The 15,940-nt window shown below is 65.1% G+C and carries 13 protein-coding genes; 8 read left to right on the forward strand and 5 right to left on the reverse strand.

The features are described 5' to 3' along the window. Positions 1-41: 41 nt before the first annotated feature. From mltB to ACT89O_RS08125, 4 genes are all read right to left on the reverse strand, one after another. Entirely contained in the window at positions 42-1,118 is a 1,077-nt protein-coding gene (gene mltB / locus ACT89O_RS08110) for a lytic murein transglycosylase B (RefSeq protein WP_121419430.1), read from the reverse strand. 137 nt (positions 1,119-1,255) lie between these two features. Beyond that, positions 1,256-3,283, reverse strand: a complete 2,028-nt coding sequence (locus tag ACT89O_RS08115; protein ID WP_487262304.1) for a transglutaminase TgpA family protein — start codon at positions 3,281-3,283, stop codon at positions 1,256-1,258. Between the two features lie 112 nt (positions 3,284-3,395). Beyond that, the gene (locus tag ACT89O_RS08120; protein WP_487262305.1) at positions 3,396-4,451 is read right to left on the reverse strand and encodes a DUF58 domain-containing protein; all 1,056 of its coding nucleotides are present in this window, start codon (positions 4,449-4,451) and stop codon (positions 3,396-3,398) included. A gap of 3 nt (positions 4,452-4,454) precedes the next feature. Continuing rightward, positions 4,455-5,375 (reverse strand): AAA family ATPase, encoded by a 921-nt coding sequence (locus ACT89O_RS08125; protein ID WP_010460095.1) that lies wholly within the window; start codon positions 5,373-5,375, stop codon positions 4,455-4,457. Between the two features lie 101 nt (positions 5,376-5,476). Here ACT89O_RS08125 and ACT89O_RS08130 point away from each other — a divergent pair, with 101 nt between their 5' ends. The 8 genes from ACT89O_RS08130 to ACT89O_RS08165 all read left to right on the forward strand — a co-directional run bounded on the left by ACT89O_RS08130 (position 5,477) and on the right by ACT89O_RS08165 (position 14,918). Continuing rightward, positions 5,477-6,382, forward strand: a complete 906-nt coding sequence (locus ACT89O_RS08130; RefSeq protein WP_121507086.1) for a histone deacetylase family protein — start codon at positions 5,477-5,479, stop codon at positions 6,380-6,382. Positions 6,383-6,543: 161 nt separating this feature from the next. Continuing rightward, the gene (locus ACT89O_RS08135) at positions 6,544-7,335 is read left to right on the forward strand and encodes an enoyl-CoA hydratase (protein WP_487262306.1); all 792 of its coding nucleotides are present in this window, start codon (positions 6,544-6,546) and stop codon (positions 7,333-7,335) included. A 5-nt stretch (positions 7,336-7,340) separates the two neighbouring features. Continuing rightward, the gene (locus tag ACT89O_RS08140; protein WP_431152367.1) at positions 7,341-8,675 is read left to right on the forward strand and encodes a mechanosensitive ion channel family protein; all 1,335 of its coding nucleotides are present in this window, start codon (positions 7,341-7,343) and stop codon (positions 8,673-8,675) included. 217 nt (positions 8,676-8,892) lie between these two features. After that, positions 8,893-9,642, forward strand: a complete 750-nt coding sequence (locus ACT89O_RS08145) for an electron transfer flavoprotein subunit beta/FixA family protein (protein WP_121507084.1) — start codon at positions 8,893-8,895, stop codon at positions 9,640-9,642. Further along, positions 9,643-10,575 carry an electron transfer flavoprotein subunit alpha/FixB family protein gene (locus tag ACT89O_RS08150; protein WP_121419437.1) on the forward strand — a complete coding sequence of 311 codons (933 nt, stop codon included), beginning with the start codon at positions 9,643-9,645 and terminating at the stop codon, positions 10,573-10,575. It abuts the gene before it with no gap. Between the two features lie 76 nt (positions 10,576-10,651). Continuing rightward, on the forward strand, positions 10,652-12,442 hold the full coding sequence (locus ACT89O_RS08155) for an acyl-CoA dehydrogenase (protein ID WP_055394252.1): 1,791 nt from the start codon (positions 10,652-10,654) through the stop codon (positions 12,440-12,442). 137 nt (positions 12,443-12,579) lie between these two features. Then, a complete protein-coding gene (locus ACT89O_RS08160) occupies positions 12,580-13,533 on the forward strand; it encodes an NAD(P)H-dependent flavin oxidoreductase (RefSeq protein WP_487262307.1) in 954 nt (317 codons plus the stop codon). 251 nt (positions 13,534-13,784) lie between these two features. Continuing rightward, positions 13,785-14,918: an ABC transporter substrate-binding protein gene (locus tag ACT89O_RS08165; RefSeq protein ID WP_121507081.1), complete on the forward strand. Its 1,134-nt coding sequence runs from the start codon at positions 13,785-13,787 to the stop codon at positions 14,916-14,918. 9 nt (positions 14,919-14,927) lie between these two features. On the opposite strand, the gene ACT89O_RS08170 is transcribed toward ACT89O_RS08165, so the two are convergent. After that, positions 14,928-15,938, reverse strand: coding sequence for a cytochrome d ubiquinol oxidase subunit II (locus ACT89O_RS08170; protein ID WP_487262308.1), 1,011 nt, complete (start codon positions 15,936-15,938; stop codon positions 14,928-14,930). Positions 15,939-15,940 lie beyond the last annotated feature (2 nt).

The raw sequence follows: 15,940 nt of genomic DNA on the forward strand, positions 1-15,940 counted from the left end.
CAGCGCCTCCCCCAAAAAACGCCCCGGTGCGCCTGCGCGGGTCAGCGCGCGCGCGCCGCCGCCACTTCGCGGCCCAGCTCGATCACCGCCATCGCGTAGTAGCTCGACCAGTTGTAGCGGGTGATGGCGTAGAAATTTTCGGTGCCCGCCACATAGCTCGGCGCCTCTGCGCCGTTTTGCAGCTCCACCAGCGCGAGCGGGCCGTTGTGTTGTACGCCAGCCGCGTCGAGCACAGCGCCCTTGGCTTGCATGCTGGCCACGCTGAAGGTGGGCAGGATGTCGGGCGCCAGCAGGTCATCCATCTGCAGTCGTGCCGTGTCGAACTGCACGCCAAAGTGCGTGGGCATGCCCGGCGTCCAGCCGTGGCCCCGGAAGTAGTTGGCTACCGAGCCGATGGCGTCGGCCGGGCTGTTGAACAGGTCCACGCGGCCATCGCCGTCATAGTCCACGGCGTAACGCACCCAGCTCGACGGCATGAACTGTCCCAGGCCCATGGCACCAGCGTAGCTGCCGCGCGGCTCGAACGGGTCGGTGTTGCTGCGGTTGGTGAGGCTCAGGAACTGCTCCAGCTCGCGGCGGAAAAATTCGGTGCGCTCCTTGGCACGAGGATGGGCTGACGGGAAATCAAACGCCAGCGTGGCCAGCGCGTCCATCACGCGGAACGTACCCATCTGCTGGCCGTAGATGGTCTCCACGCCGATGATGCCCACGATGATCTCGGCGGGCACGCCGTACTCGCGCTCGGCGCGCTCCAGCGTGGCCTGGTTCTCCTGCCAGAACCGCTGGCCGGCGCGGATGCGGATGGGGTCGATGAAGCGGCTGCGGTACACGCGCCAGTTCTTGGCCGTGCCCTTGGGTGGCGGCAGCATGAGCCGGGGCACCTGCGGCAAAAAATGCGCCTGCCCGATGGCCTGGCGCACCCATTCGCGGTCCAGGTCGCGGCGCGCAGCCAGGTCGTCGGCAAACTGCAGCGCCTCGGGGCGCGATGCGTAGAGCACGGCTGGCTTTTGCTTTGTGATGCTGGTTTTGGAGGATTTTTGCGGGCTAGCGCTTACTGGTAGTGCGCAAGCAGCTATCAAAAATATAGCTGTTGTGATCCATGGAGCTGTCTTCTTCATTTGGGTTGTTCGTTACTTTGTTTTGTCCCTGCGCCCCGAAACCGACGCGACCCAGGCCAGGGATGCCAAGCAAGGGCCGCCCCGCAGCAAGGGCATCGTCCCCTTGGGGGGAAGCGGCGAAGCCGCTCAGGGGGGATTCATCGGTTTGGCCAGGGCAGTGCGCGAAACTCGCGCCGCAGGGCTCCCAGTTCGGTGTCGGGGTGGGGGGAGTAGCGCAGGCGTTCCAGCCGCAGCAGCCAGTCTGCCACCCCAGCAGCCTGCGGGCCGAAGTGCGCGCGCACCCGTTCGGCCATGGCGCGAGGGGGCAGGGTTTCGGGCAGCGTCAGGCCGGCGCGCGCCAGGCGCTGGCGCGTGCGGGCCAGCAGCCGCAGCCAGGGGTCGTGCTGGGCACGTTCCCAAAGGCTCCAGCCCATGCCGCCCAGTGCAGCCGCGATGACCAGGCTGCCCAGCACGGTGGTGAGGTCCTGCCAGCTGGGGGATTCAAACCCCAGCGCCTTGAGCAGGTCCATCTGGCGGCTCTGGGTGTAGTTGAGCACCCACTGGTTCCAGCCGTTGTTGACGGCTTCCCACACGGCCCGCAGGTTCTGCACCATGCCCGGGCTGAGGGTGCCCAGGGCGTTGGCGAACGCACCCTGGGGCGCGCGCAAACGCTGGAACTGGCCCACGCGGTTCGGCGAGACGGCGCCTGTGGGATCTACACGCACCCAGCCACGCCCCTCCATCCAGACTTCGGACCAGGCATGGGCATCGGCGTTGCGCACCGTCCAGTAGCCATCCACGGGGTTGCGCTCGCCGCCCTGGTAGCCCGTGACGATGCGTGCTGGCACATCCATCGCGCGCATCAGCACCACGAAGGCCGAGGCGATGTGTTCGCAAAAACCTTCCTTGCGGTCAAACCAGAACTCGTCGGCGGTGTGCTGGCCATAGACGCCTGGATCGAGGGAGTAGTTGTAGCCCCCTGTGCGCAGGCGTTGCAGGACGGCATTGACCAGAACTTCCGTGCGGGCGTTGGCCAGTGCAGGGTCTGCCCGCATCTGTGCCGCCAGCTCCAGGGTGCGCGGATTGAAGCCGGGCGGCAGCTCGGTGTACACGCGCAGTTGCCGCACCGACTGCTGGGGGCCGTGGCGGAACTCGGGGTAGCTCACGGCCTGGTAGCGCATCACCTCGGTGATGGGACGTGCCGTCATCCACTGCAGATCCTGCGTCATGTAGGCCTGCATGTTGTTGGGCAGCTGGGGCGCCTCGGGGGTGGCCTCCAGCACCATCAGCCAGGGCTGGCGCTGGGGTTCGAGCGTCACCTCATAGCGCACCGCCGGGCCGCTGACCTGCAGATTGGCGGGCAGGGCTGCACGTGCGGCCCAGGCGCTGTCTTCGCGGAAGGGCTCGGCCTGCCATTCCCGGCCATCGAACGCGGTCATGACGGGCCCGCGAAAGTACAGCGTGGATTGCGCAGGCACATCGGTGGGAGCCCCCTCGAAGCGCAGGCGGATGGCCACGCGCTCATCCAGTGCGATCTCGGCCATGTCCCCGATCTTCATCGTGCCCGAGAGGCCGCTACGCCCCGAGAGGTTTTCGCCGGGCATGCCCCACAACGGTGACATGCGTGGGAACAGCATGAACAGCGCCACCATGATGGGCGCGCCCAGCAGTGCCATGGTGCCCGCCATGCGAAAGGTCTGCGCCAGCGGCGGGCGCCCTACCGGCATGTGGGCATTGACCAGTGCCATGAGCAGCCCCAGCAGCGCCACCAGCATGGCGGCGGCAGTCAGCAGAGATTGCGAGAAGAAGAAATTGCTGAGCATCGTGAAGAAGCCCAGGAAGAACACCACCATGGCATCGCGGCGTGCGCGCAGCTCCAGCATCTTGAGGGCGAGCAGCATGACGATCAAGGTGACACCCGCATCCCGCCCGAGGATGGTGCGGTGCGTGAACAGTGTGCCTGCCACCGCTACCAGGAGCAGGGCGGCCACTGTCCAGCGGCCGGGCAGGGGGCGGCCCGTCCAGGCCAGCCAGCCGCGCCACAGCAGCAGGCCGCCAGCCAGCAGGCTGGTCCACACCGGCAGGTTGGACACCTGCGGCGCGATGACCCAGACGATCACGAACAGCAGAAAAAGCGTGTCGCGGGCGTCGCGAGGCAGGGAAACAAGGGTCTGTCGCAGGTTCATGGCAAGGGGGCACGCCGGACAGGTGGTGATTGATTTGCTATCAAAAATGTAGCTTTCTGCGCCTTTCTAGCAAGCGCAAGGTGCCATTTTGATCTAAATTTTGAGGGACGAATCAGCACAATGCCAGTGCCTCCAGGCAATTTCTGCGATGGGCCGCTCCCGTGTCCGGTGCGATCTCCACACCCGGCAGGCGCAGGCCATAGTCCAGCCCCAGCCGGTCGGCCTGCAGCACCCAGGCGGTCAGGCGCGAGATGCGGGCTTCGTGGTCGGGCAGTGAGGCACGGGCCAGGTCCAGCCACAGCTCGTGCCGCTGGGCCTGCTGGGCGTCGCGGCTCACCAGGTCGTCTGTGCCAGTGGCCAGCGACTTGGCGGCCTTCTTCCAGACCACGAGCTTGAGCGGATCGCCCCGGCGGTAGGCACGCACACCGTCGAATTCGCCAATGCCCTGTGTGGGCGTGTTGCCCGCTCCGCCCGCGCGCGGTTCGCCAGACGGCAGGGGCGGTGTCGGGGTTTCGGGTGCGGGGTAGACCAGCACCTGGGCAGCGGGGCGCCAGTAGGTCCAGACGCGGAAGGTGCCCAGCGGAAAGCGCGTCTCGGCGGTCAATGTGGGAACGCGGTGCAGGCCCCGGCGCTCGGGCTTGAAAGCGACTTGCACGCTGGACTGCCCTTGCGCTGGCACGTCGGTCCAGGCCCAATGATGGGGTTCCTTTTGCGCCTCCTTGCCCGTGCCGTGCACCGACAGGGCGATGCCGTAGCGCGGGGTCTTGCGCTCGCTGGACAGCTGGATGTCAAACGCGGTGCTGCTGCCCATGAAGTGCGGCTCGGGTGCTTTCAGGTGCAGGGTCAGGCCGCGCAGGTTGGCGTGGCAGATGTGCATGCCGATCACCGCACTGCCCGCCAGTAAAAAGGTGAGCAGGTAGCCCAGGTTGAGCTGGTAGTTGATGGACGCGATGAGCAGCACGATCAGCGTCAACGCCAGCATCCAGCCCGAACCGGTGGGCAGGATGTAGACATTGCGCTGCGTGAGCGCCAGCGTGTCGCTCAGCGGCAGGCGCGCCTGCCACCAGCGCTGGAAGCGGCGGCGCAGCGGCGCCAATGGGTTGAGCGTGGCGGCCAGGCTGCGCCAGCGCGCAAGGGGTGGGAGGGGCGGTGGGGTGGCGGATTCCATGGGTCAGGGCAACGGAACCGCTTCGACCATCGCGCGCACCTGCTCCACCGCGCCGCGTCCGGCGTCGCCCACGGGCACCAGGCGGTGGGCAATGGTCTGGGGCAGCACCGCCTGCACATCATCGGGCGCCACATAGTCGCGCCCGCTGATGAGGGCCTGCGCCTTGGCCGCGCGCACCAGGGCAATGCCCGCGCGGGGCGAGAGCCCTTGCAGAAACCACCGGCCCGAGCGGGTGGCCGCAATCAGGTCCTGCACATAGTTGAGCAGCGGATCGGCCGTGTGGATGGCCTGCACCTGGCGCTGCAGCTCGGCCAGTTCCTCGTCGGACAGCAGGGGCAGCATGGTGTCCACCATGTCGCGCCGGTCCGCGCCCGCCAGCAGCACACGTTCCGCGGCGCGGTCGGGGTAGCCGATGGAGATGCGCATCAAAAAGCGGTCGAGCTGCGACTCGGGCAGCGCGAAGGTGCCTAGCTGGTCGTGCGGGTTCTGCGTGGCGATCACGAAGAACGGGTGGGGCAGGGCGCGGGTTTCGCCCTCCACCGACACCTGCTTTTCTTCCATGGCTTCGAGCAGCGCGCTTTGCGTCTTGGGGCTGGCGCGGTTGATTTCGTCGGCCAGCAGCACCTGGGCAAACACCGGGCCGGGGTGGAACACGAAGGCTTCCTTGCCGCGTTCGTACACCGACACGCCGGTCAGGTCGCTGGGCATCAGGTCGGCCGTGAACTGCACGCGCGAGAACTGCAGGCCGAAGGTGCGTGACAAGGCGTGGGCCAGGGTGGTCTTGCCCACCCCGGGCACGTCTTCGATCAGCAGGTGCCCCCCCGCCAGCAGGCAGGCCACGCAGTCCTGGACCTGGGCCTGTTTGCCCACGATCACCGTGTTAAGCTGATCCAGAAGTGATTTGATTTTGTGCTGTGCGTTCATGGCATGACGTTATCCGAAAAATTGAGAAAAATGCGACACGCGGGGACAAGACTGTGAGCAAGACGGGCTATTTCACCCATCGGGATTGTTGGAAGCACGAGATGGGCCCGGGCCACCCCGAATGCCCCGAACGGCTGGACGCCATTGAGGATCGCTTGCTGATCACCGGCGTGGCCGACGCGCTGGAGCGCTACGACGCCCCCGAGGCCTCGCTGGCCGACATCGAGCTGGCCCACGGCCGCATGCACATTGCGGCGTTGCGCGGCCTGTCGGACCGGCTCAACGAAGAGCTGATGGCGGGCGGCCCCAACTACGCGCAGATCGACACCGACACCTCTATCAACGCCCACACCTGGAAGGCGTCGCTGCGCGCTGCGGGGGCGGCACTGGCCGCCACCGATGCTGTGATGGCGGGCGAGGTGGAAAACGCGTTCTGCTCGGTGCGCCCCCCCGGCCACCATGCCTGCCGCGACAAGGCCATGGGTTTCTGCTTTTTCAACAACGTGGCCGTTGCGGCCAAATATGCGCTGCAGCGCTACAACCTGCAGCGCGTGGCGGTGGTGGACTTTGACGTGCACCACGGCAATGGCACCGAGGACATCCTGGCCAATGACCCCCGGGCGCTGATGGTCAGCATCTTCCAGCACCCGTTCTACCCCTACAGCGGCGACCATGATCCCGCCCCGAACATGGTCAACGTGCCCGTGCCCGCCTACACGCGGGGCATGGACATCCGCGAGATCATCGAAATGATGTGGATGCCCCGGCTGGAAGCCTTCAAGCCCGAGATGATTTTTGTGAGTGCGGGTTTTGACGGCCACCGCGAGGACGACATGGGCCAGCTGGGCCTGACCGAGCAGGATTACGCCTGGATCACCCAGCGCGTGAAGGACGTGGCCCGCCGCTATGCCAAGGGCCGCATCGTGTCGTGCCTGGAGGGCGGCTATGTGATGGGGCCGCTGGCGCGCAGTGTGGAGGCACATTTGCGGGTCCTCGCGGATTTGTGACTAACCCCCTGAGCGGCTTCGCCGCTTCCCCCTTCTCTTGCATCGCTGCGCGATGCGGAAGGGGGACGCCGCCAGCGCGGCGGGGCGGCCCTTGCGCGGCGGCCCCCCGCCTGGGCAGTGCCAGTTTCAGTCGGCGTGCAGATGGCTGAGAGGAGCAAACTATGACGACAAAGAACTTCGATGATGTGCTGACAACCACCCGCGACGCCCGCGGCGTGGTCACCTTGACCCTGAACGACCCGGCCCGCTTCAACGCGCTGGGTGCAGAGATGCTCTCTGCGCTGCAACAGGCGCTGGGCGATGCGGGCCGCGACGAATCTGTGCGCGTGGTCGTGCTGGCCGCAGCAGGCAAAGCCTTCTGTGCCGGGCACAACCTCAAGGACATGGCGGCGAACCCGGAGCTGGCGTACTACCAGAAGCTGTTTGCGCAATGCAGCCGCATGATGCTGACCATCCACAAGCTGCCAGTACCCGTGATCGCCAGGGTGCAGGGCATGGCGACGGCGGCGGGCTGCCAGCTGGTGGCGCAGTGCGACCTGGCGGTGGCGGCCGACAGCGCCAGCTTTGCCACCAGTGGCATCCACTACGGTCTGTTCTGCGCAACGCCGAGCGTGCCGCTCGTGCGCAATGTGCCCGCCAAGCGGGCTATGGAAATGTTGCTCACCGGCGATTTCATCGATGCGCCCACCGCGCTGGCGCAGGGTCTGGTGAACCGTGTGGTGCCCGCCGATGCGCTGGATGCCGAGGTCGAAAAGTTGGTGGAGTCCATCCTGCAAAAGCCCCGCGTGGCCGTAGCCATGGGCAAGGCGCTGGTGTACCAGCAGCGGGAGCTGGGCATCGATGCGGCCTACCAGCTGGCGGGCCAGACCATGGCCACCAACATGATGGACGACGCCGCGCAGGAAGGCGCGCGCGCCTTCGCCGAAAAGCGCCAGCCTACCTGGAAGCGCTGAGAGCCATGGCCACGACAGAAACCCCCATGCTGGAAGATGTGGGCCGCTGGGCCGAGGCGTTTCTTCGACCCACGGTGCTGGTGGAGTTTGCCGCCCTGGCCGCCTGCCTGGGCCTGGCCTGGTTGCTGGTGTCGCTGCTGCAGCGTGGGCTGCACCGGGGTGACCCGCGCTCCATCCTGTTCGGCACGCGGATTGTCGATGGCGCACTGTTTCCGCTGGCGTTGCTGTGCCTGGCTTATGTGGCGCGCACCGTGCTGCTGCAGTGGGTTCCGCTGGCCGTGTTCAAGGTCGCCGTGCCGGTGCTGGTGTCGCTGGTGGTCATCCGCATCGGGGTGAAGGTGCTGCAGGTGGCCTACCCGGATGCCGCCTGGGTGCGGCCGATTGAACGTTCCATCTCGTGGCTGGCCTGGCTGGGCATGGTGCTGTGGGTCACAGGGCTCTTGCCCTTGGTGCTCGAAGAGCTGGACCAGATCCACTGGAAGGTGGGAGGCGCCACGCTGTCGGTGCGCACCATGATTGAAGGGGCACTGACGGCTGCTGCCGTGCTGCTGATCGCGCTTTGGATATCTGCCGCCATCGAGTCGCGCCTGCTGCGCTCGGCCACCGGGGCCGAGCTGTCGCTGCGCAAGGCCGTGAGCAATGCCGTGCGGGCGCTGCTGATCTTCGTCGGGCTCATCATGGCCCTGTCGGCCGTGGGCATTGACCTGACCGCGTTGTCTGTGCTGGGCGGCGCTGTGGGGGTGGGGATTGGCTTTGGCCTGCAGAAGCTGGCGTCCAACTATGTGAGCGGTTTTGTGATCCTGGCCGAGCGCAGCATGCGCATTGGCGACAATGTGCGGGTGGACAACTTCGAGGGGCGCATCACCGATATCAATGCGCGCTACACGGTGGTGCGCTCGTCCACGGGCCGCGAGTCCATCGTGCCCAATGAGATGCTGATCATCCAGCGGGTGGAAAACCTGTCGCTGGCGGACCCCCGCGTCTGGTTGTCCACCGTGGTGAGCGTGGGCTATGACAGCGATGTGGACCTGGTGACGCGGCTGCTGGGCGAGGCCGCCTTTGCCAGCAGTCGTGTGCTGCGCGATCCGGCGCCCAGTGTGTCCTTGTCGGCGTTTGGTGCCGATGGGCTGGAGTTCACCGTGGGCTTCTGGATTGCCGACCCCGAGAACGGTTCGCTGGGCCTGCGCTCGGAGATCAACCGCGCCATCCTGAGTGCACTGCGCGCCCACAAGATCGAAATCCCTTATCCGCAGCGGGTCATGCATGTGCAGGTCGAGGGAGCACTGCCCCCAGCTGTGTCGAATGCGGCGGTGGGCCGCGCACTGGCGGGTTCTGAGTAGCCTTGCCCGCTTGTCCGGCAGCTGCAGGTTGCCCAAGGCGACAGCAAACTCTAGACAGGTACTGCGCCCACTCGCCTATAATCCACAAAAAGCACGATCGTTCTTTTTTCTAATCGTTTGATCTGTGTGCTGGGCCCGTAGCGCTTTCGTTGCAGTGCCGCATAGAATGTTCCAGTTTACGTAAACGTCAATTCAACCAACTCTAGGAGCCGCAGCAATGAAGGTCTTGGTCCCTGTCAAGCGCGTGGTGGACTACAACGTGAAGGTCCGCGTCAAATCGGACAACACGGGTGTGGACATCGCCAACGTGAAGATGAGCATGAACCCCTTTGACGAAATCGCCGTTGAAGAGGCCGTGCGCCTGAAAGAAAAAGGCCTGGTGACCGAAGTCATCGCAGTCTCCTGCGGCGTGGCCCAGTGCCAGGAAACCCTGCGCACTGCCATGGCCATCGGTGCAGACCGCGCCATCCTGGTGGAAACCGACGTCGAGCTGCAGCCCCTGGCCGTGGCCAAGATCCTCAAGGCCCTGGTGGACAAAGAGCAGCCCGGTCTCATCATCCTGGGCAAACAAGCCATCGACGACGACGCCAACCAGACCGGCCAGATGCTCGCGGCCCTGGCCGACCTGCCCCAGGCCACGTTCGCCAACAAGGTCGAACTGTCGGCCGACAAGGTCAGCGTGACGCGTGAAGTGGACGGCGGCCTGGAAACCCTGCAGCTGTCGCTGCCAGCGGTCATCACCACCGACCTGCGCCTGAACGAGCCCCGCTACGTCACCTTGCCCAACATCATGAAGGCCAAGAAAAAGCAGCTCGATACCGTCAAGCCCGAAGACCTCGGCGTGGACGTGGCTCCGCGCCTGAAGACCCTCAAGGTGACCGAGCCCGCCAAGCGCGGTGCTGGCATCAAGGTGGCCGACGTAGCGGCACTCGTTGAAAAACTCAAGAACGAAGCGAAGGTGATCTAAATGTCGGTACTCGTTATTGCTGAACACAACAACGCGTCCATCAAGGGCGCCACGCTGAACACCGTGACGGCCGCTGTGGCCTGCGGTGGCGACGTGCACGTGCTGGTGGCCGGCCACAACGCCGGTGCAGCCGCCGCCGCAGCCGCCCAGATCGCCGGTGTCGCCAAGGTCATCCACGCCGACGCCCCTGGTCTGGAACACGGCCTGGCCGAGAACGTGGCCGCGCAAGTGCTCGCCATCGCAGGCAACTACAGCCACATCCTGTTCCCCGCCACCGCCAGCGGCCGCAACGTGGCCCCCCGCGTGGCCGCCAAGCTGGACGTGGCGCAGGTCAGCGACATCACCAAGGTGATTTCTGGCGACACCTTCGAGCGCCCCATCTACGCCGGCAACGCCATTGCCACCGTGCAAAGCGCCGACAGCGTAAAGGTCATCACCGTGCGCGCCACGGGCTTTGACGCCGCAGCCGCCACGGGCGGTTCCGCAGCCGTTGAAACCGCCGCAGCCACCGCAGACGCTGGCAAGAGCAGCTTCATGGGCAGCGAAATCGCCAAGAGCGATCGCCCCGAACTCACGGCCGCCAAGATCATCGTCTCCGGTGGCCGAGCCCTCGGCAGCAAGGAAAAGTTCGACGAAGTGATGACCCCGCTGGCCGACAAGCTGGGCGCCGCCCTGGGTGCCAGCCGGGCCGCAGTGGACGCAGGCTACGCCCCCAACGACTGGCAAGTGGGCCAGACCGGCAAGATCGTGGCGCCGCAGCTGTATATCGCAGCGGGTATCTCGGGCGCCATCCAGCATTTGGCGGGCATGAAGGACTCCAAGGTGATCGTGGCGATCAACAAGGACCCTGAGGCGCCGATCTTCAGCGTGGCCGACTATGGGCTGGAAGCGGATCTGTTCACGGCCGTGCCAGAACTGGTCAAGGCCCTGTAAGAACGCCACTGTGCGCACAAAGGCATCGCTCGCGATGCCTTTTTTTTGACGAAATTTCGCTTTCCCGGAGACACCCATGAGCTACACCGCCCCCGTCAAGGACATGCTGTTCGCCATCGAGCACCTGGCCAACATTGAACAGATTGCGCAGATTCCCGGCTTTGAAGACGCCGGCCTGGACACGGCGGCTGCCGTGCTGGAAGAGTGCGCCAAGTTCAATGAAGGGGTGCTGTCGCCGCTCAACTGGGAAGGCGACAAGAATCCATCGAGCTTTCAATCCGGCGTGGTCACCACCACCCCCGGTTTCAAGGAAGCCTTCCGCCAATACGCCGAAGGCGGCTGGCAAGGCCTGCAGCACCCGGCCGACTTTGGCGGCCAGGGCCTGCCCAAGACCATTGGCGCGGCCTGCATCGAGATGACCAACAGCGCCAACATGAGCTTCGCGCTGTGCCCGCTGCTGACCGATGGTGCCATTGAGGCGCTGCTCACCGCAGGCAGTGACGAGCTCAAGGCCACGTACCTTGAAAAGCTGGTGACCGGCGAATGGACCGGCACCATGAACCTGACCGAACCCCAGGCTGGTTCGGACCTGGCCCTGGTGCGCACGCGCGCCGAACCCCAGCCCGACGGGACGTACAAGATTTTCGGCACCAAGATCTTCATCACCTACGGTGAGCACGACATGGCCGAGAACATCGTCCACCTGGTGCTGGCCCGTGTGCAGGGCGCACCCGAGGGCGTCAAGGGCATCAGCCTCTTCGTCGTGCCCAAGTTCATGGTCAACAAGGATGGAAGCCTGGGCGCGCGGAATGACGCGCATTGCGTGAGCATCGAGCACAAGCTGGGCATCAAGGCCAGCCCCACGGCCGTGCTGCAGTTTGGCGACCATGGCGGCGCCGTGGGCTACCTCGTGGGCCAGGAAAACCGCGGACTCGAATACATGTTCATCATGATGAACGCGGCTCGCTACGCCGTGGGCATGCAGGGCATTGCGATTTCCGAGCGCGCCTACCAGAAGGCTGTGCAGTACGCCAAAGACCGCGTGCAGAGCCGCCCCGTGGACGGCAGCATCAACGCCAGCGCCGCCATCATCCACCACCCCGATGTGAAGCGCATGCTCATGACGATGCGCGCCACCGTGGAAGGCTGCCGTGCCATGGCCACCGTGGCCGCAGCAGCGTTCGATGCTGCCCACCACCACCCCGATGCGGAAACGCGCAAGCAGAACCAGGCGTTCTATGAATTCATGGTGCCGCTGGTCAAGGGCTACAGCACCGAGACCAGCCTGGAAGTGACCAGCCTGGGCGTGCAGGTGCATGGCGGCATGGGCTTCATCGAAGAAACCGGCGCGGCCCAGTACTACCGCGACGCCAAGATCCTGACCATCTACGAAGGCACCACGGCCATCCAGGCCAACGACCTCGTGGGCCGCAAGACGGCGCGTGACGGCGGCCAGACCGCCAAGGGCATCGCAGCACAGATCGAGAAGACCGAGGCCGATCTGTTGGCCAGCGGCACCCCCGCCGCGCTGGCAGTGGCCAAGCGCCTCACGGCGGCGCGCAAGGCGCTGCTCGATGTGATTGACTTTGTGGCCGGTGGCACCAAGGCCCAGCCCAACGCCGTGTTTGCGGGCAGCGTGCCTTACCTGATGCTGGCGGGCAATGTGGTGGCGGGCTGGCAGCTGGCGCGCAGCCTGCTGGTGGCACAGGACCTGTTGCAAAAGGGACAGGACGAAGCGTTCATGCGCGCAAAAATCACTACGGCCCAGTTCTACGCTGATCACATCCTGGTGAAGGCCCCGGGCCTGCGCGACAGCATTGTGGAAGGCGCGGCCAGCGTTACCGAGTTGGCGCTGGAAGCCTTTTGAAGGTTGAGCGTGTTGTGAGGAGACGGACTGCCCGCAGAGCGGGCAGCTCATTGATATAAAAATGATAGCTGCTAGCGCTTGATGAATAAGCGCTAGAGCCCTATTTCATCCAAAAACCTGTTCAGGAAGTTGTTGCCATGTCCAAACTGCCCTCCGCGCTGCAAAACCTCTCGCTGCCTGTCATCGGCTCGCCGCTGTTCATCATCAGCAACCCCACGCTCGTCATTGAGCAGTGCAAGGCGGGTGTGGTGGGCTCCATGCCCGCGCTCAATGCCCGCCCCGCTGAGCTGCTCGACGAATGGCTGGCCGAGATCACGGAGACGCTGGCTGCCTACAACAAGGCCAACCCCGACAAGCCGGCCGCGCCTTTTGCCATCAACCAGATCGTGCACAAGAGCAACGACCGGCTGGAGCACGACATGCAGGTGTGCGCCAAGTACAAGGTGCCGATCATCATCACCAGCCTGGGCGCGCGCGAGGATGTGAACCAGGCCGTGCATGCCTGGGGTGGCATCGTGCTGCACGACATCATCAACAACAAGTTTGCCCACAAGGCGATTGAGAAGGGCGCCGATGGCCTGATCGCCGTGGCCGCCGGTGCGGGCGGCCATGCGGGTGTGAAGAGCCCGTTTGCGCTCATCCAGGAAATCCGCCAGTGGTTCGACGGCCCCGTAGCGCTGAGTGGTTCCATCGCCAGCGGCGACGCAGTGCTGGCCGCGCAGGCCATGGGTGCAGACTTTGGCTACATCGGCTCGGCCTTCATCGCCACGCACGAAGCGCGTGCCAGCGATGCCTACAAGCAGGCCATCGTGGACGGCAACTCCGACGACATCGTCTACAGCAACCTGTTCACCGGCGTGCACGGCAACTACCTGGCTCCGTCGATTCGCGCTGCGGGCATGGACCCCGACAACCTGCCCGAGTCCGACCCCAGCAAGATGAACTTTGGCGGCGATGCCAAGAAGGCCTGGAAAGACATCTGGGGCTGCGGCCAGGGCATTGGTGCCATCAACGCCGTGACCAGCACCGCCGAGCTGGTGGGCAAGCTGCGCCGCGAGTACGAGGCTGCGCGCGCGCGCCTCAAGCTCTGATGCTGCGCTGAGCTTTTTGGGCTCCACACCGCCGCCGCTGCCCAGGGCGTGGTGGCCTTGGGCAAGAGGGCTTCATTCGCCCGCAGTGCGCCTGGTGTGCACTGCGGGCGAAGCTGTTTCTGGCGCTCCCGAGGCAAGGGCAAACCCCCATAAGCCGGTTCTGGTGGCTGCGGATAATGATGATGATCAATAACCAAAGCGCGTGTGCTTGGGTTGCTCGGTCAGCACATTCTTTGCAAGGTGGGTGCGTGATGTTTCGTTCTTTTCTGGTGCTGCTGGTTGCCTTGTGCACAGGTGGCCTGGGCCATGCCCGCAACGAGGGCGTGACCGCCGATGAAATCCGCCTCGGCGCATCGGCGGTGCTGTCGGGGCCGCTCGGGCCCCAGACTGCGCAGTATGGCGAGGGCTCGCGGCTCATGTTCGACGCGGTGAATGCGCAGGGCGGCGTGCATGGCCGCATGATCCGATACACCACACTTGACGACGGCTTCGATCCCCAGAAAGCGGTGGAGAACACGCGCCAGCTGCTGGAGACCGACAAGGTCTTCATGATCTACAACAGCACCGGCACGGCGCAGACGGCCGCCATATTGCCCCTGATCAAGGAGCACCGCACCCTGCTGTTTGGCCCGGTCACGGGCGCTTCGGTGTTTCGGGAAACCCTCAACCCCTACGTCTTTCATGTGCGCGCAGGGTATGCGAGCGAGGCTGCAAAAATCGTCTCACAGCTGCGCCAGCAGGGCATCAGCCGCGTGGCCGTGTTCTACCAGGACGACGGGCTGGGCAAAACCTTGCTGGCCGAACTCAAGAAAGCCTCCGATGAGGAAAAGCTGGCCTTCGTGGCGGAGATCAAGGTAGATCCCAAACAGCCGGACTTCGCGGCTGCGGCGCAGGCCACCGAAAAGGCACAGCCCCAGGCCGTGATCGTTGCAACCGCAGGAACCACGTTCACCAGCTACATCAAGGCCGTGCAATCGACAGCGGCGCGGCCCGCGTACTACGGGTTCTCTGTAGCCAGCATGGACGTGATCCACCGCGAACTTAAAGAAAGGGCGCGCGGCATCATCCTCGCGCAGATCATGCCGTCGCTGCGCAGCACCACGGTGCCCGTGGTGGCCGAATACCTGGCCCTGCTGCGCGCCAAGTCCCCCAGCGCCCAGCCTTCGGCTTCACAGTTCGAGGGATTCGTGCATGCCCGGCTGCTGGTGGAGGGGTTGCGCCGCACGGGGCGCAACCTGACCACGGAGTCTTTCATCAAGACAATGGAGGATGCCGGTGAAATATCCTTTGGGCGCTTTAACGTCAAATACTCGCCCAAGAGCCACAACGGCTCGACTTATGTGGAGCTGGCCATTGTGGACGCTGAAGGGAGTCTACGGTATTGAGCGGAGGTTTCACAACCCGTACGTCAGCTCCCGCGCCTTGCCCCAGAACACCCGGTACATGAAGATGGTGTAGGCAATGATCGCTGGCAGCGTGATGGCCACGCCGATGCCGATCACCACCAGCGATTCCGTGGCGCTGGCGGCCTGCCACACGGTCAGGCGGTCGATCACGATGTAGGGATAGATGCTGTAGGCCAGCCCCAGGAAGGCCAGCACAAAGATCAGCACGGTGGCGCCGAACACGATCCAGCCGTAGCCGGACTGCACCACGCGCGGCGTGGCCAGCACATGGCGGATGGCAAAGAAGGCTGCCACACAGGCCAGCGGGATGGGCAGCAGCGCAAACAGCTCGGGCAGTACAAACCACTTGGCAAACACCGTCGGGCTGACCAGCGGCGTGGCCAGCGAAATCCCCATGAGCGCAAACCCCATGGGCCACAGCGCACCCTGGCCCCAGCGGGCGGCCTTGCGCTGAAGATCGCCATCGGTCTTCATGAGGAGCCAGCCCGCGCCCAGCATCGCGTAGGCCGCAGGCAGGGTGATGGCAATGCCTGCAGAAAACAGCAGGCCCCAGGTGTCGTTCTGAAAGCCGGTGATGTAGGCCCCCAGCATCCAGCCCTGGGCCAGGGTGGTCGCCAGTGAGCCTGCCGCAAACAGGCGGTTCCAGGTGGTCTTGTGCGAGTCGCGGGCCTTCACGCGAAAGTCGAACGCCACGCCGCGCAATATCAGCCCCACCAGCATCACGGCCACCGGCAGGTACAGGGCCGACAGCACCACGCCGTGCGCGGTCGGAAAACAGATGAGCAGCACCCCCACGCCCAACACCAGCCAGGTCTCGTTGGCGTCCCAGAAAGGGCCGATGCTGGACACCATCACGTCCTTCTCCGCATCGGTGGCAAAGGGCAGGAGGATGCCCACGCCCAGGTCGTAGCCGTCGAGGATCACATAGGCCAGCAGGGCCAGGCCCATTACGGCCATGAAGATCAGGGGCAGGGCGGTGGCCCAGTTCAGTGCGTCCATGG

It is taken from the genome of Acidovorax sp. NN32, from assembly GCF_057597245.1.

Bases quoted from the DNA above. Each gene is read 5' to 3' on its own strand.
- mltB (WP_121419430.1), bottom strand. From the start codon at position 1,118: ATGAAGAAGACAGCTCCATGGATCACAACAGCTATATTTTTGATAGCT.
- ACT89O_RS08115 (WP_487262304.1), bottom strand. From the start codon at position 3,283: ATGAACCTGCGACAGACCCTTGTTTCCCTGCCTCGCGACGCCCGCGAC.
- ACT89O_RS08120 (WP_487262305.1), bottom strand. From the start codon at position 4,451: ATGGAATCCGCCACCCCACCGCCCCTCCCACCCCTTGCGCGCTGGCGC.
- ACT89O_RS08125 (WP_010460095.1), bottom strand. From the start codon at position 5,375: ATGAACGCACAGCACAAAATCAAATCACTTCTGGATCAGCTTAACACG.
- ACT89O_RS08130 (WP_121507086.1), top strand. From the start codon at position 5,477: ATGGGCCCGGGCCACCCCGAATGCCCCGAACGGCTGGACGCCATTGAG.
- ACT89O_RS08135 (WP_487262306.1), top strand. From the start codon at position 6,544: ATGACGACAAAGAACTTCGATGATGTGCTGACAACCACCCGCGACGCC.
- ACT89O_RS08140 (WP_431152367.1), top strand. From the start codon at position 7,341: ATGGCCACGACAGAAACCCCCATGCTGGAAGATGTGGGCCGCTGGGCC.
- ACT89O_RS08145 (WP_121507084.1), top strand. From the start codon at position 8,893: ATGAAGGTCTTGGTCCCTGTCAAGCGCGTGGTGGACTACAACGTGAAG.
- ACT89O_RS08150 (WP_121419437.1), top strand. From the start codon at position 9,643: ATGTCGGTACTCGTTATTGCTGAACACAACAACGCGTCCATCAAGGGC.
- ACT89O_RS08155 (WP_055394252.1), top strand. From the start codon at position 10,652: ATGAGCTACACCGCCCCCGTCAAGGACATGCTGTTCGCCATCGAGCAC.
- ACT89O_RS08160 (WP_487262307.1), top strand. From the start codon at position 12,580: ATGTCCAAACTGCCCTCCGCGCTGCAAAACCTCTCGCTGCCTGTCATC.
- ACT89O_RS08165 (WP_121507081.1), top strand. From the start codon at position 13,785: ATGTTTCGTTCTTTTCTGGTGCTGCTGGTTGCCTTGTGCACAGGTGGC.
- ACT89O_RS08170 (WP_487262308.1), bottom strand. From the start codon at position 15,938: ATGGACGCACTGAACTGGGCCACCGCCCTGCCCCTGATCTTCATGGCC.